The sequence below is a fragment of the Bacillus sp. EKM501B genome, assembly GCF_011800505.1.
Classification (GTDB): Bacteria; Bacillota; Bacilli; order Bacillales; family Bacillaceae_G; genus Bacillus_A; species Bacillus_A cereus.
In genome coordinates, this window is record NZ_JAALFZ010000001.1 from 111,247 (window position 1) to 137,829 (window position 26,583).

Here is a 26,583-nt window from a genome sequence, read left to right on the forward strand (position 1 = left end):
GAATTGTACTGTCTGTAGAATGAAATCTCAATATTATGACAATTTTATTCTTTTTGTACTTTATGTACATGGAGAGTTTTAATAGTTGCTTCCTTATTCGTTTTGTCATAATAATAGAAAAAGGAGATTGATAGTTTAGAATATTTTATCAAAGGATATGAAGTATGAAGAAATCACGCAAAGTGTCATTGCAAACGAAAATAGTAAGCTTAATTATTACGTTAATTTTATTTGTTGTTCTCCTATTAGCAGGAATATTTGTTTACATTCAGTCCGTTGATACGAAGCGCCAAGTGGAGCAGTTAGCACTACAAACAGCCAAGTCGCTTTCTTTTATGCCAGCTATAAAAGATGCTTTTCAAAATAACGAGCATAAAAATACGATTCAATCCATTGCGGAACAAGTTCGTGAGCAAGCTGGTGCAGATACTGTCATTATAGAAGATCGCTTTGGGGTGACGTATTCCCATTCTAATTCGGAGTTAATTGGCACAAAGAGTAACAATCCATATAACTATGAGGCACTCACTTTTGGAGGGTACTATACGCTTGAAGGAAATGGTGTAAGTGGTCCAGCCTTAATGGCAAAGGCACCTATTATTGTTCATAACGAAGACTACGATCAAGTAGTAGGCGTTGTAACAGTAGAGTTTTCAATAAAAGGTATCGAATCTAACATATTAAGCAGAACGAAAGAAATTATCCTCTTTTCCTTAGGTGTATTACTAGCTGGAATCATTGGTGGTATTCTTTTAGCGCGTAGCATTCGTAAAGACACACTCGGTTTAGAGCCGAATGAAATTGCAGCGTTATACCGTGAAAGAAGTGCGATATTACTATCTATAAAAGAAGGAATTATAGCTATTGATCAAAACGGTTTTATTACGATGATGAACACCTCGGCAGAAGAAATGCTACATGTAAATTGTGATTATATGCAGCAACACATTTCAAAAGTTTTACCAGAATTTAATATGGAAAGAGTGCTAGAAAACGATCAAGAAATCGCGTTTCAAGATAAAGTGTTTATTTTAAATATGACACCGATACTTGAAAATAACAGTACGGTAGGAATTGTATGTAGTTTTAGAGATAAAACAGAACTGCAAAACCTTGTGAACACAATATCTGAGGTAAGAAAGTATTCTGAGGACTTACGCGCTCAAACACATGAATTTACAAATAAGCTTTTCGTTTTATCAGGATTACTTCAGTTAGGACATTACAAAGAGGCGATTGAATTTATCCAGCAAGAATCTAATATTCATCAAAGCCAAAATCATATTTTATTCCATCAAATTCATGATGCAAAAGTACAAGCAATTTTATTAGGGAAAATCGGAACAGCATCTGAGAAGAAAATTGATTTTCATATTGAAGGAGATAGTGCGCTTCATCCGTTACCAGACCATATAAAGGTGTCGCACCTCATTACGATCCTTGGAAACATAATCGATAATGCGTTTGATGTGGTGAGTGGGCAAGAGGAGAAGAGAGTTTCCTTCTTCGTTACGAATATAGGACACGATATTGTATTTGAAGTGATAGATAGTGGGATAGGAATACCGGTAGAAAAAATTACGACCATTTTTCAAAAAGGATTTTCAACGAAAGGGAATGATCGTGGTTACGGATTAGCGAATGTGAAAGAAATGGTAGATCTACTAGAGGGAACAATTGAAATTCAAAACGAAAAAAATGGGGGAGCGATTTTTACAATTTACCTTCCGAAAACATTGAGAGAAAGTACATGACAAACAGGGGGATGGGCATATGTTGAAGGTTGCAATTGCAGAAGATGATTTCCGCGTCGCACAAATTCAAGAGGAATTTTTATCAAAAATAAAAGATGTAAAAGTGATTGGAAAAGCGCTGAATGCGAAAGAAACGATGGAACTACTACAAAGAGAAGAAATCGATTTACTTCTATTAGATAATTATTTACCAGACGGAATTGGGACAGACTTATTACCAAAAATCCACGCTGATTTTCCAAACGTTGACGTCATTATGGTTACTGCAGCGAATGAAAACTATATGCTAGAAAAAGCAATTCGAAATGGCGTAAGCAACTACCTTATAAAACCGGTCACGTTAGAAAAATTTGTTCGCACCATTGAAGACTATAAAAGAAAGAAGCAATTATTACATAGTAACAATGAAGTAAATCAAGCACTCATCGATAATTTCTTCGGGACTTCGCAAACACAAGACATAAAAAACTTACCGACAGGTGTGGATCCGTTAACACTGCAAAAAGTGAAAGGCATTATAAAAGGATTCGAAGAGGGCATTACAATAGAAGAAATGGGAGAACAAATGGGGGCCTCCAGAACAACCGCAAGAAGATATTTAGAATACTTAGTAGCGACAAACGAATGCACAGTAGAGTACACATACGGCATTATCGGACGACCAGAACGAAAATATCGAATAGGGCGAGGACTATGAAAAAAAGATTATTACTATGTATATGGATCATGACAGGAGTAATAGCTGGTTGCTCCTCGGAAAAATCCCATACGAATACAGTGAACATCGACAAATTAGAAATCGTTGCACCAAACGTTCAAGGAGCAGGATGGGACTTAACGGCACGAGCGATGCAAAAAACATTAACAGAAGAAAAAATCTTCACAAAACCAATCACAGTCACAAATAAAGTAGGTGGCAGCGGTGATGTCGGATGGAAATATACGAAACAAAAAGGCGGTCACGTACTGGCGATTAACTCAAGCTTACTCATAACGAACAACCTACTAGGCCACAGTAAACTAACATATAAAGACTTCACCCCACTCGCGACACTCGCATCGGACTGGGAAGTCGTTGTCGTCTCAAAAGACTCTAGCATAGAAAACGCAAAACAACTCATGGAACAACTAAAACAAAACAAGAAAAACTTCAAAATCGGCGTTGCCCCAGGCCTAGGAAACGACAACCACCTATCCTTCGTACAAGTAAGCAAAGCATTCGGCATAAACCCTGCCGAACTACAATTCTTTGTCTACGAAAACAAAGAAAAAATCATAAACGCCCTAACGAACAAACAAATAGGCGCCGCAACCATGACCCTATCCGAAGCCGAAAAACAATACAAAGCCGGCAAAATAAAAATACTAGCCGTATCGGCACCAAAACGACTAGACCGACTACCAGAAATCCCAACATGGAAAGAACAAGGAATCAACGTCATCTTCCAGCACTGGAAAGGCATTATGGGCCCGAAAGATATGACAGAGGAAGAGGTTGCTTATTGGGATGGTGTTATTAAGAGGATGGTGGAGAGTGAGAGTTGGAAGGGGATTTTGAGGGAGCGGGGTTGGGAGAGTTTTTATAAGGGGAGTGGGGAGACTAGGGGGTTTTTGGAGGAGAGTAGTGGGTGGTATGGGGGAATGGTTGGTGGAGCTAAAGTTGATAAGTAATTTTAGCAACCACAGCTCATGAAATATTGATGTCATTCTTAGTATGTTTATTTAGAATTTTAAATAGAGAGTATTTAGTTCAATAAGTTTTTATATAGAATTTTCCTCTTATGATAATAATCAATTATCATGGTTTTATAGTTTAAGATAGAAAGGGAAATCTAAACAGGAGTATAATTGAACTGAGTGATAAAACATTAAAGGTGTAGGACGGGGGAATTATGATGATACATACTTTAGTAAGGGGACAAAAGATAGATGTTACAAAGAATCATCCAGAGATGAAAGGGTTACTGGTAGATTTAACTTGGAATGCCCCGATGAATATGGATGTAGATGCATCAGCTTTTTTAGTAGGTTTTAATGGGAAAATTACTAAAGAAGAGGATTTCGTTTTTTATGGACAACCTTATTCTAGTTGTCGATCTGTTCAATTAAATCAAAATATCGTAAATGGAAGTAAACAAAGATTTTCGATAGATTTTACTCATATAAAAGATGAGGTACAAAAGGTTGTATTTTCGATTACAATTCATAATGCTGAAGAGAAGAAACAGGCGCTACGAGATGTTTCCCATATTCAATTGAAAATAAACAACGCACAATCAGGATTAGAAATTCTTCAATTTCCTATCATGAATCCATTTACAGATGAAAGTGCGATTATTGTTGGAGAGCTATATCGACATGGAGGAGGATGGAAGTTCAATCCGATTGGAGCTGGCTATTTTGGTGGATTAGCTGCATTGTGTACAAATTTTGGAATAGAAATCGCAGAAGATGAAAAACAATTTGCTCCTCCTGTAGAGAAGAAAATAGTTCCTACTCCGCCTCCAGTACAAAAAACTATTAATGCAGTGAAGGTTGAATTGAAGAAAAAACAATCTATCAATATACAAAAATCTAAAATGGTAACAGCTACTTTAGAATGGGAAACAAATAAAGATTTAGACTTATACTGTTTTTACGTAACAACTAATGGAGAAATAGGAAAGGTTTATTATAAAAATCTAGGTTCGTCTAAAGTGTCGCCGTATATTGTGTTGGACGGTGATTCGCAAGAGCCAGGAAAAGAAACAATTCGTATTTATCGACCAGAAGCTTTGAAATATGTTTTATTTGCTGCGTATAGTGCTGTAGGCAATGGGGTAGGTAGTTTTTATTCTATGAGGGCAAAAGCTGTTGTCGATAATCATATGGGAAGCGTTGTAACAGCACCGTTATTAGAAATAAATGACCATGCTTATTGGGTGTGTATTGCTCATATTGATTTCACGAATTCAAATGAGATGAAAATTTCACATGTAGAAAGCTACTCAAAAGACCATTCAGAAGCTTCGCCACTATTGTACGAGAATGGAAAATTCCGAATGGATGTAGGGCCGATTGAATTTAAAAATGAAGAGGATTATCAGAAGTATTTTAAGTGAAAATGAAGAAACAACTGATTTCGCATAGATGGAAATATTGTATATAATGTGTATTAATTTTAACGATATATATTAAATGGATTATATCTAGGTAAGTTTTTATATACTATCTAGATATAATCCATTTTTGTTAATAAGAAAGATAATTATTTATTCGTTTTGTTAATGATTTGGGCAATATAAGAGTTATTTAACCAATAACACTGCTTTGTAATATGCTGACCATCAGGTAAAGTTACTTTATCGGCACCGTTGCGAGCTTTTGGTCTAATATGCGCGACACCGTTGAAGTTTATTTTTGGTAGGTTATTTGCTTCGACGACTTTGTCACCGCGTTTTTTATATTCAATTTGAATACCCTCATGTATTACTTTATTAACTTCTTCCCATAGTTCACGTATTTCTTTTTCTATTGTAGGAGCAGGCATGTTCCAAAGTTTAATACCTTTAAAGTAGAGTTTACGATTTGGATTTTCTTTTTTTGTTTGGTTAAATTCAAAAATTACGAATAAAAACTTGGTTTGATAGAAGCGTTCTCTAATTTCGCTTTCTTCCCATGATTCGTTTGTCCATTGATGAAAATCGATTGTTTCAAATGACATGCTTTGTTCGGGTTTACCGTTAGGCTCTAAACGAACTGTTTTAAATTCTATATTAGCTTTCGCAAATTCTTCAATTTTATCGAGTCGAGTTCCTTTGATACCAAGTAAAGAGCTTACTAATAGTGGAACAAAGCTTTTGGTTGTAGGTTTGTAATCAATAGATAATTTTTGAGCGATTTCTTGATCAGTTAAGCCTATGTAATTTTCAAATTTTGAATAAAGGATTTCTTCTAAAGATTTTCCTTTTAGTTCATTTGTTGTTGTAAAACTTACTAGTTCTTCGTTTAGGTGATACCTGCGAACTAGTGCTGTCATGTAAGAAGGCTTTAACGAAAAAGCTCTTTGCATTGCTGGAATTTCAGAATACGGTTGTGAGCGAAGTGAATTTTTATTGGAACCCTTAGTGCAAGCTCCTAAATAGTTTGTATCACCTTCAGATAATTCATGTGCTTTGCCGACACGAATTTTATTTACGATGGTTTCCCAGTCTTGTCTAATTATTTCTAAATCAGCTTCGGGATAGGTGAATAAAAGGCTTTTTGTAATGTGAAAATCTTTACGGTCTACACCAGGTACCCATTCATAGAACATTAATAATAGTTTTTCGTTTTTCTTCCAAAAGCTTGATGTTTCAAAGTGTGTATGAACTTCTTCCATATAGTTGATAATATTTAAGACTAGTCGTTCTTTGGCTGATAATGAACCGTTTTTATTTTGTTTAAATGCAGTTACTTTAAGTTCAATACCAAGGTGTTTAAAGTCAGCTTCTGCGTTTGAATTGACTTCATATCCAAAAAAGCTTTCCTCGATTACTTGCCCTAGTCCACCTTTTGATTTAGCATTTGCAAGTCGGTCAGTTGTATCGATTTCACCAAATGTTTTTCCTTCAGCTTCATGTGCTTTTTTCATTAGTTCTTCTATTGTAGTATAGTCCATAATAAACTCCTTTCTGTATCCAGTGCTACGTTGCATGATTTTAAACAATACATATTAAATCTATGCTATAATAAAAAGCTGTTTCAATTTTATACAAGTAAAATTTATAAGAAGGAAAAGTCAGTTTGTTCTATTAAAGAACAGTTATATTGGATCTATTCAAGGCGACTTGTTTCGTTTATACTATTGATATAGTAACGAATTATTTTCTTAACGGTTACAAGTCAAAAAAGGAACTGTAAAAAATATGATTCCTAAAATGTTATAGTTGATCTTTTCCTCACTTTTTATTATAATGAAGCATAGATAAATAAAATACCGAAAGGATGTTCGTGTATTTATGGTGAAAGTAGTAGAACTTTTCGCGGGAGTAGGAGGTTTTAGATTAGGACTAGAAGCAAACGAAAACTTTGAAGTTCTTTGGGGAAACCAGTGGGAGCCCTCAACTAAAGCACAACATGCATTTAATTGTTATGCAACTCGCTTTGAAAATAAAGGAATACATGTAAATAGAGATATAGCAGAAGCTTGGCCGGAAATACCTGAGCATGATTTATTAGTAGGTGGCTTCCCTTGTCAAGACTATTCTGTAGCACGTACTTTATCAAATGAAAAAGGAATACAAGGAAAAAAAGGTGTTCTTTTTTGGGAGATAATGAACATAGTTAATTCTCGCAAGCCAAGATTTGTTTTATTAGAGAATGTAGATAGATTATTGAAATCACCAGCAAAACAAAGAGGTCGTGATTTTTCTATTATGCTGGCGAGCTTTAGAGACGCAGGATATGTAGTAGAATGGAGAGTTATTAACGCTGCGGATTATGGAAATTCTCAAAGAAGACGAAGAGTATTTATTTTTGCGTATTTAAAAGAGTCTCATTTCACATCTGTTCAAAGTAAAATGAAGCCTTTAGAGATATTGTGTGAAAATGGATTCTTCGCTCCGATTTTTAATGTGTATGAAGCACCTGAAGAAAACAAAAAAAGAGGGCAATTTGAATTGCCAGTCGATATTATTGAGGTTTCTGATACATTTAAAGCCGAATACTATAATTCTGGCGTAATGATGGATGGACAAGTATATACGGAAGAATTAGTTCCAGTAACTGAAAGTCCAGAGACTTTAGGTGAAGTTGTTCAAAAGGTATATGATAAATTTGGTCCTGCAGATGAATCATATTATTTGAAAATGGATAAGGTTAACAAAAAGGGAAGAACGGAATTTGAGGAACTTAAGTATCTTAAAGGTCCTAAAAAAGAAGAAAGAGTGTCAAAGGCGACAGGTCATAAATATTTCTACTCTGAGGGAGGAATGGCTTTCCCTGATGATTTAAACAAGCCTGGACGTACAATGTTAACAAGTGAAGGAACATGTAATAGAAGTTCCCATGTTATTGAAGATCCTTATACAAAAAGACTAAGATATTTAACACCAGTTGAATGTGAGTTATTAAATGGTTTCCCGATGGATTGGACGAATACAGGAATGCCACAAAGAAACAGATACTTTTGTATGGGAAATGCTTTAGTGGTTGATTTGGTGGAGCGAATGGGTCAAAGGATTTTAGAGATTAACAAAGAAGAAGAGAAGATGGATAGTATAGTGCAGTTGAGTCTATTTTAATAAATGAAGGAAAGAGTATAGTGAATTAGTTCACTATACTTTTTTTCTTGTAAAGAATAAATGTACAAAGCGGATAAACAGAAGGTTATTTGTATTTTGGGTTAAATTTTAAAAATGATATTTACATTAAAAGGTTTTAGAGGAATAATAACTTTATATTAGATTACCAAAAATGAGAATTTGAAATTTAAGTAGGGAAAATAAAATGTTGCTACCTCGATAGAGGATGCTAAGAGTGGAACATAGAGGTGTAAAGTTTGAGAATATTTGTTGAACAGTATAGATATGCGAAAGAATTATTGTATGAATTGTTTCAGTCAAAATTTATAAAAGATGTGGATGAGCATCATGCAGTACTGCAATGTGTAGGTTTTTATACAAATGGTGCAAAAGAAATTTATATAGTCTTACCCAAATTATTTGAGAAAGATGGCAAATTATTTAATGATATAGATGTAGAGAAGTTTGCGCAACAGGACTATAGAAATGTGCTAAAAGGGAATAAAGAAAAAATAGCCTTTATTCATGATTTTACAATACTTCTTTTTCAAACTTTAATGAAATATCAACGGGAAAATCAAAATGAGCATCCAAATGAGTTATCTATTTTATCAAATATGGAAGATCGGAAATTGTCCATGATTGAAACAATCTTTTCTGTAATCAAGTTTCATAAACAAAATCAACATCTGTATATTAAGGAAAAGGGTATTGATAAAAAGAAAACAAATAAAATTCATTGGAATAAAACAATAAAAAAGAATATGCCAGTTATGTATGATGAAAACGTACATTATTTTCATTTCAAATACTCGAATTCAAGACTTAGCCAGAATGATATTGTTTTAATGGTATTTTATTCACTCTTAAATAAGATAAAGAGCACTTATAATATAAATATATCTTTAGATAGTCACTTACCAATTATGCCATTAAGAGAATTTATAAAATTTGAAAGAAAAATTCCAAAGATTTTAAAGAATATACGGAGTCTTTATATTAGGGATGATATGAAACGGCTAGTTAAGTTGTTAAATGCATATTATCAATATGAATCTATTAGTGCGCAAAAAGAATGTGTTGAATATATGGTAGTTTTCAATTTTAATTTGTTATTTGAAGATATGGTCAATGAGATTTTATCAGATAAAGAGCATCTAGCAGTTTTAAAAGTACAAAAAGATGGAAAAATTATTGACCATATTTTTAGTGGGCAATCTTTTGTGACAGGAAATAATATTTTCTTTATTGGAGATTCGAAATACTATAAAGGGGAAACTGTACATACAAACTCTATATTTAAACAATTTACGTACTCAAGAAATATCATTCAGGAATTCGAAAAAAATCGCGATTATTTTGATAAACATAATATTCTCCTGCGTGAAGATTTTTCTAGGGGGTATGATGCGATACCTAATTTTTTTGTATTTGGAGATATAAATTATGAAGAATATAAAAAAATCCCAGAAATACCGATAGTTCCTTTTAACAAACCATTAATAACAAAACAATTTGAAAATGTTTTTTTTGATAGAGATACTTTTCATATTTTTTACTTTAAGATAAATCTGTTATTTTTGATGAAAGCATATACGATTAAAAATCAAAAAATAAAACAACAATATCAATCATTGTTTAGAAAAATAGTAAGAACAAGAATTGCTGATTATTATAATCATGTGTATGACATGTTTATATTGCAGGAAGAAACCCTCAAAAATTTTATAAAGAGTAATTACTATATATTTTGGGGGAAAGTGTTTTTTATAGGAGAAGATAGGGCAGTTTTAGTGTTAGAAAAAAACAAGGAAGATTCAAATTTAGTAAAAGAATGTGTTAAGTCCAATAGTAATATTTTAATAAATTCCATTGTTTTCAAATAAAGATAAGAGGTGTTTTTTATGTTACCGAATCTATCACATCAAATAATATTTTATGGACCACCAGGAACCGGAAAGTCATATACTATTAAGCAAATAATGGACCAATTTGGTATACCAGAAGATAATGTATTCCGAACTGTATTTCATCCAGAGTATGATTATAGCGATTTTGTAGGAACCTATCGACCTATTATGGAAAGATTAGAAAATAAGGAAGAACGATTGAATTATAAATTCATCCCTGGAATATTGTTGCGTTCCTATGTAGAAGCATGTATACAGGGTGATCCGGTTATTTTAGTAATTGATGAAGTTAACCGAGGGAATTGTAGTGCCATTTTTGGTGACTTTTTTCAGTTATTAGATAGAAATTCAATGACCGGTGAATCACAGTATAGTATTAATGTTCCTTTAGAAATGAGTGAGTTCATAAAAGAACAATTGTTATTAGAGGAAGATGAGGAACATTTAAAGTTAGCGTTCCCAAGTAATTTTTATATCTTTGCTACAATGAATACCTCTGATCAATCTGTATTTCCAATAGATTCTGCATTTATTAGAAGATGGTCTTGGCGATATCAAGGGATTAATTATGAAGATGCAGCAAATTTTTATATTAAAATTATGGAAGAATATTATTCGTGGGAAGACTTTCTAAGGAAGATAAATGCCAAAATTTATTCTATTACGGAAAGTGAGGATAAGCAGTTAGGGAATCGTTTTATTATGCCATTTGGAAATAGTGCAGTAATACATACTCAAAGTTTTGTAGAAAAAGTATTATTCTATTTATGGAATGAAATATATAAGCATGAAGATTCATCTAATGAGGATTATATTTTTAAATATACAAACTATATAAATGAACTTGAAGAAGAAATTGAATTTACATTTAGTCAATTATTTAGTGAGGATTTTGAGGCAATTTTAAAAGGGTTCATGGATTATAATGAAATTTCAATAGTGGATGTGGATGAAGAAGAGTTAGAAATAGAAGAGGGATTTAATGAAGGAGTGTTATTTGGCTATCAACAAAAACCTGAAAAAGAAATTCCTATAGATACTGTACTTTATTTTTCTTCTTATGATATTAAAGCCATAGGTTTGTACAAAGGGAAGGCAGAGGAAAAAAGAAAGAAACATACACTTTTAGTTCAAAAAGGTTCTCAAATGGTTCTAAATGTAAAAAAAGGAATGCCAGAAGGGAATTATAAAATTAGAGAAAGATTAATAGCAGAAGGGGTAGTGGAACGAAGAGAGGATTGTTACGAATTTGTACGAGATACACTGTTTGACACACCTAGTGAAGCGGCAGGAGTTATTGGTGGAACTAGACTGACAGGAACTACAGTGTGGAAATCGGGAGATGGAAGAAATCTTAATGAGTTAATGGGGAAGAAAAAATAGGATAAGCTTTTGGCAGAGCAAGAAAGAATTGCGAAGGTGCTTTCGCATATGGATGAGATGACGAAGAAGTTTCAAAAGAAAGAACGAGTGGATATCGCTTTGTTTTCTTCATTTCTGCAGACTTTTATATGGGAAAAAGAAAATAAAGAATGGTTAGAGGAACATTTTTCGAAGGATAGTGTTCAAGCTTTTTATAATAAGGAATTAAAAGAAAAATTTGATCGGCGATTTATGGATGTGATAGGGAAGTTGAAAAAGTATAAGGTAGAAGAGAAGGATCCAAGTCATCATGACGTTCAAGTTACCTTGAAGGAATTTTTCAATGTAATAGAAGAGATAACGAATTATCTTGATACACCTCAAAGTGATATAGAGGATATAATCCAAAAATCAAACTTCCCACTATCCGAATTCCCAACTCTCTTCCCAACCGCAGAAGAAAACTATATAAAAGAAGAAATGGAGCAGTTTAACACCTAGTTAAACTGCTTTTCCATTATAATAGAAGAAAAACCAAACGGAGGGAAATCCCATGCCAACCTACAACAAACTAATTAGAAACAAAATCCCACAAATAATAAAATCCAACGGAAAAACATCCACAACAAGAATCCTACCCGAAGATGAATACATAAAAGAAATCTGCAAGAAAACAGAGGAAGAACTAACCGAATACCTAGAAGCAACAACAAAAGAACATAAACTAGAAGAACTCTCCGACCTACTAGAACTAATCAACGCCCTAGCCGAATACGAAGGCACGACACTAGAAGAAATCAACAACATCCGTAAAAAGAAAGCAGAAGAACGAGGTGGTTTTTCAGATCGAGTGTTTCTAATCAAAGTAACCAATAAATAGCCCCTCCTAAGCCCCTTACAAGCCCCTACCAAGTAATAAATCACTAAGAAAAAACACAACAAAACAAAAACACCAACAAACACCGTAGTAGTAGTCAAAAAAAATTAAAAATAACACGCCAAAAACCCGGCCATCCTCCCATATATATTATGAAGGGGCTTTTACTTTTGAACGGAGACGGGAGGAATTAGGATGGCGGTATACCGTAATGTGCAGGTGAATTTTTGGCAGGATGATTTTGTTTTGGATTTGACGCCGGAGGAGCGTTATTTTTATGTTTATTTGTTGACTTGTTCGAAGACGACGCAGTGTGGGATTTTTCCTTTTCCGAAGCGATTAGCTGAGATGGAGACGGGTTATAATCGGGAGACTGTTGATAAGCTTGTGCAGCGCTTCATTGATTATGGGAAGATTCTTTATGATGCGGATACGCGGGAGTTATTTGTTTTAAATTGGCTTCGTTATAATCCGGTGACGAATATGAATGTGGAGAAGTGTGTGCTTCGTGAGCTGAAGGGTGTGAAGAATAAGGAGTTTGTACATATGTTTCTTCAGAAGTGCGTAGAGGAGGAGCTGAATGTTCCGATGCTTTTAGCGCATTTCGGTATGCCGAGTGATTTGGCTGTGGATGATGTTGAGCCAGTTTGCGAGGAGACAGAGGAAGAAGAGGGTATAGAGGAAGAACCGGGAAGTCGCGTGTTTTCTTTTTATGAGCAACATTTCGGTAGTTTGTCTCCGCATACTGTGGAGGAACTGAGTGCGTGGATGGAAGATTTGTCAGAGGAGCTTGTGCTGAAGGCTCTTCAAATTGCGTTTGAGAATAATAAGCGGACGGTTGCTTATGTGAAGGGCATTTTGAGAGGGTGGCACGGGAAAGGATTTACGAAAGTTTCTGAGGTTGAGGCGGATACGGCGAGCTTTCGGAAGAAGGAGTCGTCTGTTAGTACGGGGGAGACGGAGGAGTTTTTGGCGAGGTGTGAGGAGTGGGAGAAGAATGCGCCGTCTGAGGAAGAGTTGCAGCGCTTTTTAGCGGAGCGCGGGTGGCGGCCATGAGTATTCAAAATGTGGAGGCGGAAAAGACGGTGTTAGGTTCTCTATTAATTGATGGAGAGCTTATTAAGGAGTGCCGTTTGACGGAGCAGTATTTTTCTCTGTCAGTGCACAAGTCTATATTTCAGTTAATGCGGAAAATGGAAGAAGAGGGAGAACCGATTGATCTTGTGACGTTCATTTCTAGGGTAGATCCGAAGTTTTTAGAGGGGATCGGGGGAATGGAATATTTTATAGGGTTAATGGATGGTGTGCCTACAATTGCTAACTTCTCTTATTATGAGGGGCTTGTTCGAGGTGCCTGGAAAATGTATCAGGCGGGTGTTCTCGGGCACAAGATGGGAGAGCGTCTTATTACGGAGAAGAATGAGAAAATTATTGGTGAGACGATTACGGCACTTTGTGAGTTAGAGGAGAAAGACTCTGTATGTGAATTTGATTTGAAGGATGCGCTAGTTGATTTATATGAAGAGCTTCATCAAGATGCGAAAGAGATTACTGGTATTGAGACTGGTTATACATCGCTAAATAAAATGACGTGCGGATTGCAGGAAGGTGATTTTGTCGTTCTTGGTGCGCGTCCTTCGATGGGGAAGACTGCGTTTGCCCTAAATGTTGGACTGCATGCGGCGAAGTCTGGAGTGGCGGTTGGATTGTTTTCATTAGAGATGGGTAGTAAGCAATTGTTAAAAAGGATGGCGTCTTGCGTAGCTGAAGTGTCAGGAGGTAGGCTGAAAAATCCGAAGCATCGTTTTGCGATAGAGGACTGGGAAAAGGTGAGTAAGGCGTTTACGGAAATCGGGGAATTACCATTTGAGATTTACGATAACGCAGGTGTTGCGGTGCAAGATATTTGGATGCAAACTCGTAAGTTAAAGAGGAAGCATGGTGATAAGAAGGTTTTAGTTATTGTAGATTACTTGCAGCTTATTACGGGCGATCCGAAGCATAAGGGAAATCGATTTCAAGAGATTAGTGAGATTTCTCGTAAGCTTAAGCTATTAGCGCGGGAATTAAATGTTTGTGTAGTAGCATTGTCACAATTATCTCGTTCGGTAGAAGCACGGCAAGATAAGCGCCCTCTTTTATCTGATTTAAGAGAGACAGGACAAATTGAGCAAGATGCGGATGTTATTATGCTTATGTATCGCGAGGATTATTACGATAAGGAAACGAAGCAGAAAGAGATGACGGAGATTCATGTGGCAAAGCATCGGAATGGACCTGTGGGGAGTTTTAAATTGAGATTTTTGAAGGAGTTTGGGCGGTTTGTGGAGGGAAAATAGTGAAAAGACTGGAGTATCACTTTGCAAATAAAATAAAGCATAAGTGTTCTATTTCAGTCACTTATGCTTTATTTTTTGATTCTTTCAATATGCTACTTATTTCCCCATAAAGAAAGACTTTCTCTCTGCAGTAATCCACTGCTGCAAGTCATCTTGGCTACGTCGGACAAGTCGATTGACTAAAACATCATGCCATACATAATCCTCTAATAAGTATATATGAACGGGGTCATCTGTATAAAAAGCAATATTACGCTCTTCAAGTGATGGTCCATAAATCATCTCTTTAGAATCTATCGATACAATAAACCAATGTTCTGTAGACAAGGTTTCTGTATAAGGTGTTATGCGATGGGCTTCTAGATTTTTAATGGGATCTTCAACATGTAGGGTAATACCTTGTATTGTAACTTTATCAGCTACTTCAGATAGATCTTCTTTTAACGCTTCATACATCTCATCCCACATTGAAATGACAACACGTCGTTCTGCTTTTTTTATTAATGTCTGACAGTAGCTAATGATTGTTTGATTGTCTTTTAAAGTAATTACTCGATTATCCGTTTTTTCCTCGGAAGTTTCTAGTTTTTTTAATGAATCACTTATTCCTTCGTAAGTAGATTGCCATTCTGTTTGCGCCTTCTGTAAAAAGATTTCAACAGGTAGAGGTGAATAGCGGGTGGTGTCATTTATTTCTTCTTTCATGACAATTCCTTTTTCTACAAGGTTACCTAAAATCTCATAAATTCGTGCTCTTGGGACACCCGAATCTTTACTCACTTGATAGGCTGTGACAGGCCCCTGTTTAACAAGAGATACATAAGATTTAGCTTCATATTCATTGAAACCAATTTTTTTAAGCTGTTGCACTATGTAGTCCACTTTTTTCGTCCTCCGATGTTTGCTTTTATATTTTAACGTTACAATAACTATTTACATTTAGCAAATTATTAGTTACTATTCGAATAGTGACTAAAGGGGAGGTTAATAGTATGGATTTTTATTTAGACCCATCCGTATTAATGATTTTGATTGCTTTTGGATTTTTAGCTGCATTTATTGATTCAGTTGTAGGTGGTGGTGGACTCATTGCTTTACCAGCTTTATTATTTACAGGACTGAATCCAGCAAGTGCAGTAGCTACGAATAAACTAGCATCGACAATGGGAAGTGCAACTAGTAATATTGTGTTTTATCGTTCTGGTAATCTTGATTTGAAATCGGCGTTTAAATTAGTTCCGCTCACTTTCATAGGTTCCATAATAGGGGCATGGACTGTTCATTTAATGAATCCAGAAGTATTGAAGCCATTAATGCTGATCATGCTTGGTGCGGTCGCTATTTATACGATATTCAAAAAGGATTGGGGTAGTATTTCCACTCATAAAAAATTGTCTGGTCGACACGTCATTATTTTTACTTTTTTTGTTTTTGCTATTGGTTTTTATGATGGATTTCTAGGTCCTGGAACAGGTTCATTTTTAATGTTTTCTCTTTTATTTATTGGGTATGATTTTTTAAAAGCAGCAGGTAATGCGAAGCTTCTTAATTTAGGAAGTAATGTTGGTGCATTGTTGATGTTTATGTATGTAGGGCAAGTAAACTATGCATATGGTTTTATAATGGGGATTGCTCAAATTGCTGGAGGGATTGTTGGCTCCAAATTTGCTATAAAAAAAGGAAGCGGGTATGTTCGTGCTCTTTTCATTACAGTAACTTGTTTATTGTTAGCGAAAAATCTGTATGACTATATTCAATAAGTAATTAAAGAACGTAGAAAAGGTCAAAGATGTCTACATAGAATATAAGAAGATACCAGGAGAAAATTCTTTTTAACATTTTTTAGATGCTACCTTGTTTTGAAGATAGCATCTAAAAAGAAAATCTAAGTGAAGAGAATGAAAATAATATAAACTCATATTTTTCTGGGGTATGTTTATTGATCATAGTGAAATGTTTATTCTATATTCTTCTTATAATTAGGCCTCAACAAACTCTTAAAATCTAACTCAGCAATTAGCACACTCAACAATATAAGCGTAGCCCCTAAGTATCCTTTTCCTGTCAGCGTTTCACCTGTGAAAACGAAAGCGAAGCCTGCGGAAAAGACAGGTTCTAATGAGAAGATAAGTCCTGTATGTGTAGGCGTCGTGTATTGCTGGGCGATAACTTGCACGATGAATGCGACTGCGGTGCAAAATATACTTAAGGCTAGGATGATTAGCCATGAGTTGGTTGTGCTAGGCAGTTTTGGCGTTTCGATAATGAATGAAAAAATAAGACTAAATAGGCCGACGAAGCCGAGTTGCACTACTCCAAGTGCAATGGAATTCACATGTTTCGTTACACTTCCAGTAATGATGACGTGGATCGCATAAAACAGGGCAGACAGTATGCAAAATATATCGCCGTTACCGATTTTGAATTCGCTCGTTAATGTTAATAAGCCGATTCCTATTATCGTTAAAATGATCCCTACTATAACTTTCTTTTCCGGAATGTGTTTTAAAAATATAGCTGATAATATTGGAATGAAAATGACTGTGAGACATAGTAGGAAACCAGCATTAGAAACACTCGTATACTTTGTACCGAAAGTCGCGAAAATGTAAACGATAAATAAGACAGAAGCGAGTATAAATGCATATTTTACAGTTTTAAAATCGATCTTAAATAAATGTTTGTAAAATATTAAACCTGATAAAAGAAAAGCGATAATAAATCGTAATGCGATTAAATTATATTCTTCTATGCCATCAAGTCCAAGTTTTGTAAGTAGGATGGATGCACCCCAAAAGAATGTAACTAGTAGTAACATTAAATCCGCTTTTAATTGTAGTTTCATTTCTATTCCCTCGTTATGTATAAATTTTATAAGCCCATACCCCTATCCCCATTATTCATTTTAATATTAATTCTGAATATTTGTAACTTAAATTTATCGACGTTTTATTCCATAAAAAAAAGAGGCTGTTTATAAAACAGCCTCTATGTACCTGAAAATCCGAACCTTGACTAAAGACTACGTACAATCTCCAACCCTTTTCTTGTTAAATGAATCCCTGCTCTACCTTTTTTTATTTCCACATAACCTTTCATCTTCAGGAAGTTCAATCGGTGTCTAACCTGTGCCTCAGTTAATTTCATTTCGACTTCTTGGCTCTTTTCAGAAATAATTCTTCGTCCGATTGCCTTTCCTTTTTCTTCATAATTCATGATAAGGGTAAGGATGAAAAGTGATTCTTGATCAAGAGCGTTTGAATTTGAAGAAAAGGGTTTAATATTTTCTGCCTGATCGCTATTTGTTTTCTTATGTGGAGGCTTTTGAAAATAATGTTGATTAGGCAAATCATTTTTTGTTATTTGGTTTCCGGTACGGACAGCAAGCATATAATCTATCGTATTTTTAAGTTCTCGTACATTTCCGTACCATGGATATCCTTGAAGTTCTTCAATTAGTTCTTGTTCAATTTTGACTTTAGGGTCCGATAGTGCGACAAAATGTTTAGCTAATAATTCAATGTCATTTCGGCGCGCCCTTAATTCGGGAAGGTGTATAAAGAGTACTTTAAGCCTATGGTATAAGTCTTCTCTAAACATATTTTCTTGAATCATTTTCAGTAGATCCTTATTGGTTGCTGCAATAATTCGGACGTCTATCGGGATAATTTGGCTTCCGCCAACGCGCATAATCTCTTTTTCCTGCAATACTCGAAGGAGTCGTGCTTGAAGTTTCAGGCTAATATCTCCAATCTCATCTAAAAAAATAGTGCCACCATTTGCTTGTTCAAATAATCCCATTTTCCCGCCCTTTTTTGCTCCGGTAAACGCTCCGTCTTCATAACCAAATAATTCACTCTCGACTAAATCATCCGATAAAGCACTGAAGTTAACAGCAAGAAAAGGGCCGCTATTTCGCTGGGAAGCATTATGAATAGCACTTGCAAATAACTCTTTTCCGGTACCACTCTCACCCTCAATTAATACAGTTAAATCAGTCTTAGCTAACCTTTTGGCAATTTGTTTCGTGTCTTGGATCGTAGAGCTAATCCCAACGATGTTATGAAAATTGTATTTTGCTACATAACCTTTTTTGACAAATTCTTTTCTCAATTTCCGTTCAAATTCGATGGTCTTAAGGGCATTTCTAAAAGTAACAATAATCGATTGATCATTTATATGTAGACGTTCCACTATTACATCCAAGCCGTTTACAACAAATATTCCGCTTTCTTGTTGCTTATTTGAAAGGATGAAGTTCACTAAATCGATATTATCAATAATGGCATCAATCGGATGACCAATAGCATTTTTACTTTTTATTTTCAGCATGTTTTCCAGAAATTCATTAAAGACGACAATTCTTCCTTCATAATCAATAGCTAGTATGCCATCACCAACACCATCAATAACTTGATGAAGTTGTCGATGAGCTTTCGCTAAATTCTTTGTTAAATCTACTATTTTTCGATAGTATCTTTCAGAAACGTGGTTACCTGATTCCTCCATTAAATGAAATCGATCTAGAATGGACATGATTGTAGTAATATCTATTAATCTATGACCAATATTAATTACTTTTTCTACAAAGTCAGGGATAATTTCAAGTTCGCCAGGTGTGATTGCGAGCTTAATCATTTGTATATTCGTTTTTCCAGGATAGTATGGGACATATTCAATGTGGTTCAGCCCTAATTGACGCATCGTTTCAATGGATTCGTATACTGTTTCATGATTATCATTCACATATAGGGCTTGTGTGCCTTCTGGTAAAAATAAAAGCTGATCCACGTTTTCATAATTTAATGTTCGTTTTGCTATTATTACTTCGCAGTTTTCCCCAATAAAGTCTTTCACCGTTTCTATCGTAAATGTATTCGGTAATACAATTAATGTAGAATGAAATACTTTTGGAATACTTTCTTCTACAGAAAAACTTTCGATATCTATGAGATCACCTACCATCTCCGTTAGTTGTTGATGTAGGGCTTTTCGTGTTTCTTTTAAAACGGTGATCAATACAATGTGGTTAGTTTCAAATTTGTTCATAGAGCACCTCTTTAGTTGAATGGAATTGGTCTAAAGTTGGTTATTAATTGGTTATTATGTAACCAATTAATAACCAATTATAATACATTTCAACATAGTAAACACCGATAAAGTGACAAAATATTTAAATATGTGTAAATAATCGTTTAAATTTTAATGTTGGCATGATATTTGCTTGTATCAATGGTGTGTAAAGAAATAGGGAAATGAGTAGAGTCATAATTTACATATTTAATTCTTTACCACTTGCTAGAAAAGGGAGGTTAAGAGTATACAATTTCAACAGAGAAAGACAACGAAACCATTTAAATTATGAGGTGAGAGAAAATGAAACCACTAATTGGTGTTACTGGGTATTATGTTGATCATAGTGAAATAGGGAAGGAGGGCTTGCGAGGGCTACCAGGTCAAGATATGGCTCTCTTTTCTTATGACTACATCCGCTCCCTTCAAAGGGCAGGTGCAACGGTTGTTCTACTTCCAATTGAGGGAGTGGATCAAATTGAGTCCACACTTAATCAATTAGATGGATTGTTATTGGCTGGTGGCGCGGACATCAATCCAATTTATTACGATGATACTCCAAAATCATATATAGGCACTGTAGAGGAAGAACGAGATAATTTTGAATTAAATCTGGCAAAGCAGGCTTTAGAAAAAGATATTCCTATTCTAGGAATTTGCCGAGGATTACAAGTGCTAAATGTTGCAGCTGGTGGATCTCTTTATCAAGACTTAGAGCACGAGATGGGGCCAGAATATTTCCATGTTCGAGAACAGTTCCGTAAATGGCAAGGCTCTCATTCAGTAGATCTTCTGGAAGAGGGGAAAATTTATGGGGCTATTGGCCAAAAATCTTTAATGGTTAATTCTTTTCACCATCAAGCAGTGAAAACATTAGGGAAAGATTTTGAGGCGAGCGCATGGTCCTTTGATGGTGTGATAGAGGCTATTGAATCCAAAGCTCATCGTTATGTAGCAGCGGTTCAATGGCATCCAGAAATGATGTCGGAAAGGGATGTCTTACAGCAACGTTTATTTAACCAATTTGTAAATGAAATTAGTAAAAAGGTAGTTAAATCCTAGCGTGTTATAAGTAAAAGAATTGGTGGATAGCTTGGTACGTCGTGGTAGTGGGGAAAACAGACTGCGGGCTGTCCGTAAAAGTAATAATCAGTGGGGGATGAACAAAACCCCACTGATTAAAGTTTCACTTTATTGCAAAGGGGATTGGTATATGAGTCAAGTATCAGAAAAGGCAGTTTCATTCGAGCCAGAAGAAAAAAAGGAAAAAAAAGAATGGAAAATAAACGTATTTGCAATGTTACTTGTCTTGTTAGTTATTGCGGCTGTTATTACACATATATTGCCGGCCGGAAAATATGAACAGATTGAAAAAAACGGGTATACAACAGTAGATCCAAATTCATTTAAATGGATTGAATCAACGCCACTTGGATTTTTTGATACGGTAAAATCTATTCCTACAGGGATGGTAGAAGCTGCTAATATTATCTTTTTTATTCTTATTATCGGAGGGTTTTTTGGTGTATTAAAGGCATCTGGTACGGTTGAGGCTCTTGTTTCAACGATGGCAAAAAAACTTGCTAACCGTGAAAAGTTAATGATTCCTATTATCATGCTGTTCTTTGCGCTTGGCGGGTCATTAATGGGAATGGCTGAGGAAGCTTTAGTGTATGTCCCTCTATTCATCCCGCTAGCTCTTGCGGTTGGATTTGATACGATAACAGGAACCGCGATGGTACTAGTAGGAGCGTCCGTTGGATTTACAACGGCAATTATGAATCCGTTTACAGTTGGACTTGCGCAAGGGATAGCGGGTCTTCCTATGTATTCGGGGATGGGGTTCCGCCTCATTTTATTCGTAGTCATATATGTAATTGCTGTTACATTCGTCTATCGTCATGCTATGAAAGTAAAGAGGGATCCTGCAAGCGGAATTTACGGAAAATTCGATACAAATGAGCAAGACAGCCTATTAACAGCGAAAGTAGAGTTAACAAAAAGACATAAATGGATATTAACGGCCTTTTTAATCAATTATATTATTCTTGTATTTGGTGTTATTAAGTACGAGTGGTATATAAAAGAAATTGCAGCCTTATTTATTATTTTAACTATAATCATTGCAATTCTGGGCAAGATATCTCTTGATGATACAGTAGAATCTTTTACACAAGGATCGGCATCTTTAATCGGGGGAGCTTTAATTATTGGTGTATCACGCGCTATTTTAGTTGTCTTGAATCAAGGGCATATTATAGACCCACTACTGTATCAAGTGTCGGAAGGAATGGAACATATTTCTCCTTTTTTAAGTGTTGTTGGAATGTACAACTTCCAAGTAGCGATTCATTTTATTTTAGCATCAGGTAGTGGCCATGCGATGTTGACAATGCCTATCATGGCGCCACTTGCAGATTTATTGGACATTACACGCCAAACAGCCGTATTATCCTTTTCATTCGCGGATGGTATTGGAAACATTATTTTTCCGACAGGTGGTACGCTAATGGCTGGATTAGCAATTGCAGGAATTTCATGGACAAGGTGGGCAAGGTGGATTCTTCCTTTAATTCTAATTGAATACTCAATCGGTTTAATAGCAGTTATAATTGCTCATCTTATTGGTTATGGTCCGTCTTAATAAAAGGTGGATATGCTTTCAATTATAGAAAGTTCGGATTTGAAGAAGATCGCTAAATAATGATGATAGAAAAGCCCGGTTTAGAAGGGCTTTTTTTCTATGTAAAATTTCATTTGTTTTGTTTACATAATATCTTTACAATCATTTGATAAAATATATGTAACTGCATATTGTGAGGGTGGGTGGTTATCCCTTCTTTCCATTTGGAAGGAAAGGGGGTGATAATATGGAGTTTTTGTTTGACCTTGTAAAAGAATTTGTAAAAGCGACTGTACGTGAAGTTTCAGCGTATTTTTTGCGGAAGCAACTTCTGGGTAAGGACAACAAAAAACCCACTCCGCGCCGTAGGATTAAATGTACTAAGATAATTAGTGGATACTATGTTTAATATAAAGCATAGTATCCACTTTCTTGTTATATAATAGATTCCTTATACAGATATAGAGGAGTATGTCTATTATGTACAGAATATTTAGTTAGTTATTTGTTGAATAGTAGAGAATATATTTCGCAGCGGGAGGTGTAGCGAGGTTTTTAACTGAATGTGAAAAAGGAGTTGATTAACTATGCATGTACAGGAAGTCACTTTAGAACAAGGTAAAAGATATATGTTAATCGATGACACAGGTATCCCCGTATTCGCAGCAATGAAATACTTAAAATATCTAGATAATACTGGGAAGAGTAGTAACACTCAAAAAACTTATTGTTATGCGTTAAAACAATATTTTGTGTATTTACAGGAATTCAAAAAAGATTATAACAAGATACAATTGGAGGATTTAGTAGAATTTGTAGGTTGGATAAGAAGCCCATATGAAAATAACAAAGTCATACCTATTCAGCCTATAAAGGCGAGAAAAACCGAAAAGACAATAAACCTTATAGTTACAGTAGTTACAAACTTTTATGATTATTTATACCGTAATGGAGAGTTATCAAAAAATACAAAGGATATGTTAATGCGATATGTATTTACTGGAGGAAATAAACGATATAGGAGTTTTCTTCATCATATAAATAAAGATAATCCTTGTATAAAGAATGTTTTAAAGGTTAAAGAGCCTCGTAAGAGAATTAATACACTGACAAAAGAAGATGTAAAAAGAATTATATTGGAAACAACGAATATTCGAGATTCCTTTCTTATCCAACTTCTATTTGAAACAGGTTTGCGAATTGGAGAAGTGCTTTCTTTATTTATGGAGGATTTTATATTTGATTATAAGGGGCATAAAATTCGTTTAACAGATCGAGGAGAGTTAGAAAATGGAGCGAAACTAAAAACAGGTGAACGTATGATTTTTATATCACAATCCCTAATGGATTTGTATGATGATTATCAATATGAAGTTATTGATAAACTAGATATTGATACAAATTTTGTTTTTGTAAAACTACGGGGAGAAAATAAAGGTAGACCGATGACATATGGAGATGTTGAGTCTCTGTTTAAGCGATTAAGAAAAAAAACGGGTCTGGCTGTTCATCCTCACCTATTTCGTCACACACATGCCACATTATATTATCAAGAGACAAAGGATATTAAACAGGTACAAGAACGATTGGGGCACACTAATATTCAAACTACAATGAACCTCTATCTTCATCCTTCTGATGAAGAAATTCGGAAAGATTGGCAGAAAGCACAAGAAGCATTTGCACTTAATGTAAAAAAAGGAAAGGACTAAGGATGTGAAAAATACTCAACGGATAATTACAGGTGAAAGAGGGTTTCATGAACGATTACAACAGGAATTATTAACATATCCAGAGAAAACTATTCACGAAGATGGTTCAGTAGTAATACAACAAATTCAAGATCCGTATTTCTTGATTAATGATATGTGGGATGTTGAACGTGTTGGTCAAATAAAACAATTTAGTGATTCATTACAAAAATATATAAGTTTAAAGAGTAAGTTTAACAATATCTCCTTTTCATTTAAAAGTCCCTCAGTCAATCTGGAAGTAAAATATATATTTTATCAACGGATTTTCAGGGATGAATGGAACATATATACCGCATTTAAAGGGGTCGAGCAGTATTTAAGACTATTAATAACATTCATGAATCGAAAATATCCAACGCTTTCATCCTTACTTCATTTAGATATTGAAAGTGCAGAAAGAGAATGGATATTTTGGCTCAATGAAAGAGGGAGAAGTACGACTTGTAAAACAAAAAGATACGGCAAGATAGTCTCTAATGCAAAGACTAAAGCCGCAGCGTTTTTACGTCTATTATGTTCAAAGTTATTCATATTGGCGGATTTTCGTGAGGAATGGCAAAAAGACCGATGGGATATTAGAATTCTTCATGAACAATACGGACTTAAATATAACAAAAGTAGTGCTTCACATTATATTGATTTCACTAAAATTGAGCATAAAAATATTCGTGAACAAGCAAAAAGATACATTAAACTAAGATTGTTGAACGGAAATAATTTTAGGTTTTCTACAGCAATAAACTACATGATATATATATCGAATTTCTTTCTCTATATTTTTTCCGTAGAATCTACATGGGTAGATATTAAAAAATTAAAGCGCAGCCACATAGAAGGATACATCCAATGGTTACGGAAATGTTGTGAAAAAAACTTAAAAAATAAGAATGCACATCCTGAACACTATATATATAAGTCCCTAACCATAACTTCTAAATTCTTGAATGATATACAACTATATAAATACGACATCGCCCCTCAAACTGATGTACGCATGTTAATCTTTAGAGAAGATTTCCCGAAACTTCAAAAAAAACCTATTGATCAAATTGATTACATCCCAGACTTTGTATTAGAACAATTATTTACTAACATTAACAGCCTAAATGAAGAAATCATCCCGGTTATTTGGATTGCGTTTAAAACTGGTTTACGTATTTCGGATGTACTGTGCCTAAAGGATGATTGTTTGAGGGTTTTAAATGGTCAATATTCTATTATGACTAATATTGAGAAGACTAATGTAAAAGGACATCGTATTCCCATTGATCATGAATTAGCAGACATGATTGCAGTGTTAACTGAAAAATCATTAGAAAATAGTAATCAAGATAATAATCCTGAAGGATTTATTTTTATACGTTATCGTGGTTCTAGAAAAGGAAGGCCCTTTGGGCAAAGTTATATTAGAGGGAGGTTAAATCAATTAGCAATTGAAACAAACATTGTAGATGAAAATGGTGAATTATTCCATTTTAAAACCCATCAATTTAGACATACTTATGCTGTGAAAATGCTGAATGGTGGCGCAGATATATTAACGGTACAAGAATTATTAGCTCATGCTTCTCCGGAAATGACATTAAGATACGCAAAACTATTAGATGATACTAAAAGAAAAGCTTTTGAATCTGTAATTAATCAAGGAGTATTTAGTTTTAATTTAAATGGAGAAATACAGGAGATTACAGCAACTGAAAACATACCTAGTGATATTTTAGATGCATTGTGGCAAGATCATAAATTAAATGCAATGGATAATCCGTATGGGACATGTCATGCTCGTCTAAACGGCAATTGCCCTCATATGGAAGAGCCTCCATGTCTAACTTGTAATGGTGGAAGCCCTTGTAGGGATTTGGCTATCGGATTTTCTGAATTAGATGTACAAAAATATGAGTTACTTATAAAAACAACATCTAAAACTATGGAATTAGCAAAACAAAAAGGACGTAGTGAAATAATAGAGAAATATGAGAAAAATTTAACGCGTTATGAAGATATTCTGAGAACTATCCAAAAGGGCGATATTATTTTTGGTAGACAGGAAAGAATGAAAAGAAAGTTAGGTATTTAATATGAAAGATTACAATCGCGTACAACATTTAAAAAAAATTCATGCATCTAGAAAAATAGCTACTTACCAAAAGGTAGATGAGGGGATTAAAAGGCTGTTACGAACAAATCAAAGTATAAACTTTAATAGTGTATCAAAAGAATCTGGTGTATCAAAGGCAACGCTGTATAAAACAGAAAATCTGAGAAATAGAATTGAAATGCTTCGGTATCAAGAATCACAAGTACCTACTCCAAAACAATTAAAGCGAGAAATGAATGACAATAATAAAGACGCTGTTATTGCTTCCCTAAAGCGACGTATGAAGAAGTTAGAGGATGAGAATAAAAAGTTACGTGAACAGTTGAAAGTGAGTTACTCAAATATCTACAAAAAATTGTAAGGAATTTTATAAAAAGATACTCTGATATTACAAGGAAATCGGCTGTTTACGATTCATAAAAATAAAATTGTTTAATCAATTATAAGGTTATTTCTGGAGTGCTTGAAGAAAGGGCTACATCATTTTAATAGATTACATCTTAATGTGTAAGTCTTTTACAATTGAATTT

The 26,583-nt window shown here is 34.6% G+C and carries 21 protein-coding genes and 1 pseudogene; 18 read left to right on the plus strand and 4 right to left on the minus strand.

The features are described from left to right. The first annotated feature begins 164 nt into the window (after nucleotides 1–164). From HFD78_RS00605 to HFD78_RS00620, 4 genes are all read left to right on the plus strand, one after another. A complete protein-coding gene (locus tag HFD78_RS00605) occupies nucleotides 165–1,754 on the plus strand; it encodes an ATP-binding protein (protein ID WP_000749657.1) in 1,590 nt (529 codons plus the stop codon). A 19-nt stretch (nucleotides 1,755–1,773) separates the two neighbouring features. After that, the gene (locus HFD78_RS00610) at nucleotides 1,774–2,451 is read left to right on the plus strand and encodes a response regulator (RefSeq protein WP_000921555.1); all 678 of its coding nucleotides are present in this window, start codon (nucleotides 1,774–1,776) and stop codon (nucleotides 2,449–2,451) included. After that, nucleotides 2,448–3,425 (plus strand): tripartite tricarboxylate transporter substrate binding protein, encoded by a 978-nt coding sequence (locus HFD78_RS00615; protein ID WP_000746631.1) that lies wholly within the window; start codon nucleotides 2,448–2,450, stop codon nucleotides 3,423–3,425. Before HFD78_RS00610 ends, HFD78_RS00615 begins: the two co-directional genes overlap by 4 nt. Before the next feature lie 224 nt (nucleotides 3,426–3,649). After that, the gene (locus HFD78_RS00620) at nucleotides 3,650–4,855 is read left to right on the plus strand and encodes a TerD family protein (protein WP_000582007.1); all 1,206 of its coding nucleotides are present in this window, start codon (nucleotides 3,650–3,652) and stop codon (nucleotides 4,853–4,855) included. Between the two features lie 146 nt (nucleotides 4,856–5,001). Here HFD78_RS00620 and HFD78_RS00625 read toward each other — a convergent pair whose 3' ends face one another. After that, a complete protein-coding gene (locus tag HFD78_RS00625; protein WP_000386745.1) occupies nucleotides 5,002–6,393 on the minus strand; it encodes a Sau3AI family type II restriction endonuclease in 1,392 nt (463 codons plus the stop codon). Nucleotides 6,394–6,733: 340 nt separating this feature from the next. Between HFD78_RS00625 and dcm the strand changes: the two genes are divergently transcribed. From dcm to dnaB, 7 genes and pseudogenes are all read left to right on the plus strand, one after another. Then, on the plus strand, nucleotides 6,734–8,017 hold the full coding sequence (gene dcm, locus HFD78_RS00630; protein ID WP_000241632.1) for a DNA (cytosine-5-)-methyltransferase: 1,284 nt from the start codon (nucleotides 6,734–6,736) through the stop codon (nucleotides 8,015–8,017). A 257-nt stretch (nucleotides 8,018–8,274) separates the two neighbouring features. Further along, nucleotides 8,275–9,903 carry an LlaJI family restriction endonuclease gene (locus HFD78_RS00635; RefSeq protein ID WP_001218111.1) on the plus strand — a complete coding sequence of 543 codons (1,629 nt, stop codon included), beginning with the start codon at nucleotides 8,275–8,277 and terminating at the stop codon, nucleotides 9,901–9,903. Between the two features lie 18 nt (nucleotides 9,904–9,921). Next, nucleotides 9,922–11,310, plus strand: coding sequence for a DUF4357 domain-containing protein (locus HFD78_RS00640; protein ID WP_000937289.1), 1,389 nt, complete (start codon nucleotides 9,922–9,924; stop codon nucleotides 11,308–11,310). Nucleotides 11,311–11,316: 6 nt separating this feature from the next. Further along, a pseudogene (locus tag HFD78_RS00645) lies at nucleotides 11,317–11,790 on the plus strand (MerR family transcriptional regulator); the annotation flags it as partial. 52 nt (nucleotides 11,791–11,842) lie between these two features. Beyond that, nucleotides 11,843–12,169: a nucleoside triphosphate pyrophosphohydrolase gene (locus tag HFD78_RS00650; protein ID WP_001143686.1), complete on the plus strand. Its 327-nt coding sequence runs from the start codon at nucleotides 11,843–11,845 to the stop codon at nucleotides 12,167–12,169. Between the two features lie 192 nt (nucleotides 12,170–12,361). Then, on the plus strand, nucleotides 12,362–13,222 hold the full coding sequence (locus tag HFD78_RS00655) for a DnaD domain-containing protein (protein WP_000312049.1): 861 nt from the start codon (nucleotides 12,362–12,364) through the stop codon (nucleotides 13,220–13,222). Then, on the plus strand, nucleotides 13,219–14,505 hold the full coding sequence (gene dnaB, locus HFD78_RS00660; RefSeq protein ID WP_000027289.1) for a replicative DNA helicase: 1,287 nt from the start codon (nucleotides 13,219–13,221) through the stop codon (nucleotides 14,503–14,505). Before HFD78_RS00655 ends, dnaB begins: the two co-directional genes overlap by 4 nt. Nucleotides 14,506–14,601: 96 nt before the next feature. On the opposite strand, the gene HFD78_RS00665 is transcribed toward dnaB, so the two are convergent. Continuing rightward, entirely contained in the window at nucleotides 14,602–15,387 is a 786-nt protein-coding gene (locus HFD78_RS00665; RefSeq protein ID WP_000384625.1) for a TrmB family transcriptional regulator, read from the minus strand. A 110-nt stretch (nucleotides 15,388–15,497) separates the two neighbouring features. Here HFD78_RS00665 and HFD78_RS00670 point away from each other — a divergent pair, with 110 nt between their 5' ends. Further along, a complete protein-coding gene (locus tag HFD78_RS00670) occupies nucleotides 15,498–16,265 on the plus strand; it encodes a TSUP family transporter (RefSeq protein WP_000348425.1) in 768 nt (255 codons plus the stop codon). 197 nt (nucleotides 16,266–16,462) lie between these two features. Here HFD78_RS00670 and HFD78_RS00675 read toward each other — a convergent pair whose 3' ends face one another. Both HFD78_RS00675 and HFD78_RS00680 read right to left on the minus strand, forming a co-directional pair. Continuing rightward, nucleotides 16,463–17,350 carry a DMT family transporter gene (locus tag HFD78_RS00675; RefSeq protein WP_000776060.1) on the minus strand — a complete coding sequence of 296 codons (888 nt, stop codon included), beginning with the start codon at nucleotides 17,348–17,350 and terminating at the stop codon, nucleotides 16,463–16,465. A 170-nt stretch (nucleotides 17,351–17,520) separates the two neighbouring features. Further along, on the minus strand, nucleotides 17,521–19,554 hold the full coding sequence (locus tag HFD78_RS00680; RefSeq protein ID WP_001031772.1) for a sigma 54-interacting transcriptional regulator: 2,034 nt from the start codon (nucleotides 19,552–19,554) through the stop codon (nucleotides 17,521–17,523). 327 nt (nucleotides 19,555–19,881) lie between these two features. On the opposite strand from HFD78_RS00680, the gene HFD78_RS00685 reads away from it, so the two are divergent. The 6 genes from HFD78_RS00685 to HFD78_RS00710 all read left to right on the plus strand — a co-directional run bounded on the left by HFD78_RS00685 (nucleotide 19,882) and on the right by HFD78_RS00710 (nucleotide 26,414). Continuing rightward, entirely contained in the window at nucleotides 19,882–20,640 is a 759-nt protein-coding gene (locus HFD78_RS00685) for a gamma-glutamyl-gamma-aminobutyrate hydrolase family protein (RefSeq protein ID WP_000803244.1), read from the plus strand. A 151-nt stretch (nucleotides 20,641–20,791) separates the two neighbouring features. Then, the gene (locus HFD78_RS00690) at nucleotides 20,792–22,222 is read left to right on the plus strand and encodes a YfcC family protein (protein WP_000084611.1); all 1,431 of its coding nucleotides are present in this window, start codon (nucleotides 20,792–20,794) and stop codon (nucleotides 22,220–22,222) included. A 226-nt stretch (nucleotides 22,223–22,448) separates the two neighbouring features. Next, the gene (locus tag HFD78_RS00695; RefSeq protein WP_000394756.1) at nucleotides 22,449–22,610 is read left to right on the plus strand and encodes a hypothetical protein; all 162 of its coding nucleotides are present in this window, start codon (nucleotides 22,449–22,451) and stop codon (nucleotides 22,608–22,610) included. Nucleotides 22,611–22,788: 178 nt separating this feature from the next. Continuing rightward, nucleotides 22,789–23,913, plus strand: coding sequence for a tyrosine-type recombinase/integrase (locus HFD78_RS00700; protein WP_000558428.1), 1,125 nt, complete (start codon nucleotides 22,789–22,791; stop codon nucleotides 23,911–23,913). A gap of 4 nt (nucleotides 23,914–23,917) precedes the next feature. Continuing rightward, nucleotides 23,918–26,032, plus strand: a complete 2,115-nt coding sequence (locus HFD78_RS00705; protein WP_000799346.1) for a tyrosine-type recombinase/integrase — start codon at nucleotides 23,918–23,920, stop codon at nucleotides 26,030–26,032. 1 nt (nucleotide 26,033) lies between these two features. Next, nucleotides 26,034–26,414 carry a DUF6262 family protein gene (locus tag HFD78_RS00710; protein WP_000656415.1) on the plus strand — a complete coding sequence of 127 codons (381 nt, stop codon included), beginning with the start codon at nucleotides 26,034–26,036 and terminating at the stop codon, nucleotides 26,412–26,414. The last annotated feature ends 169 nt before the right edge of the window (nucleotides 26,415–26,583 follow it).

Bases quoted from the DNA above. Each gene is read 5' to 3' on its own strand.
- HFD78_RS00690 (WP_000084611.1), top strand. From the start codon at position 20,792: ATGAGTCAAGTATCAGAAAAGGCAGTTTCATTCGAGCCAGAAGAAAAA.
- HFD78_RS00625 (WP_000386745.1), bottom strand. From the start codon at position 6,393: ATGGACTATACTACAATAGAAGAACTAATGAAAAAAGCACATGAAGCT.
- HFD78_RS00605 (WP_000749657.1), top strand. From the start codon at position 165: ATGAAGAAATCACGCAAAGTGTCATTGCAAACGAAAATAGTAAGCTTA.
- HFD78_RS00670 (WP_000348425.1), top strand. From the start codon at position 15,498: ATGGATTTTTATTTAGACCCATCCGTATTAATGATTTTGATTGCTTTT.
- HFD78_RS00675 (WP_000776060.1), bottom strand. From the start codon at position 17,350: ATGAAACTACAATTAAAAGCGGATTTAATGTTACTACTAGTTACATTC.
- HFD78_RS00650 (WP_001143686.1), top strand. From the start codon at position 11,843: ATGCCAACCTACAACAAACTAATTAGAAACAAAATCCCACAAATAATA.
- HFD78_RS00700 (WP_000558428.1), top strand. From the start codon at position 22,789: ATGCATGTACAGGAAGTCACTTTAGAACAAGGTAAAAGATATATGTTA.
- HFD78_RS00680 (WP_001031772.1), bottom strand. From the start codon at position 19,554: ATGAACAAATTTGAAACTAACCACATTGTATTGATCACCGTTTTAAAA.
- HFD78_RS00655 (WP_000312049.1), top strand. From the start codon at position 12,362: ATGGCGGTATACCGTAATGTGCAGGTGAATTTTTGGCAGGATGATTTT.
- HFD78_RS00710 (WP_000656415.1), top strand. From the start codon at position 26,034: ATGAAAGATTACAATCGCGTACAACATTTAAAAAAAATTCATGCATCT.
- HFD78_RS00620 (WP_000582007.1), top strand. From the start codon at position 3,650: ATGATACATACTTTAGTAAGGGGACAAAAGATAGATGTTACAAAGAAT.
- HFD78_RS00615 (WP_000746631.1), top strand. From the start codon at position 2,448: ATGAAAAAAAGATTATTACTATGTATATGGATCATGACAGGAGTAATA.
- HFD78_RS00685 (WP_000803244.1), top strand. From the start codon at position 19,882: ATGAAACCACTAATTGGTGTTACTGGGTATTATGTTGATCATAGTGAA.
- HFD78_RS00695 (WP_000394756.1), top strand. From the start codon at position 22,449: ATGGAGTTTTTGTTTGACCTTGTAAAAGAATTTGTAAAAGCGACTGTA.
- HFD78_RS00640 (WP_000937289.1), top strand. From the start codon at position 9,922: ATGTTACCGAATCTATCACATCAAATAATATTTTATGGACCACCAGGA.
- HFD78_RS00610 (WP_000921555.1), top strand. From the start codon at position 1,774: ATGTTGAAGGTTGCAATTGCAGAAGATGATTTCCGCGTCGCACAAATT.
- dcm (WP_000241632.1), top strand. From the start codon at position 6,734: ATGGTGAAAGTAGTAGAACTTTTCGCGGGAGTAGGAGGTTTTAGATTA.
- dnaB (WP_000027289.1), top strand. From the start codon at position 13,219: ATGAGTATTCAAAATGTGGAGGCGGAAAAGACGGTGTTAGGTTCTCTA.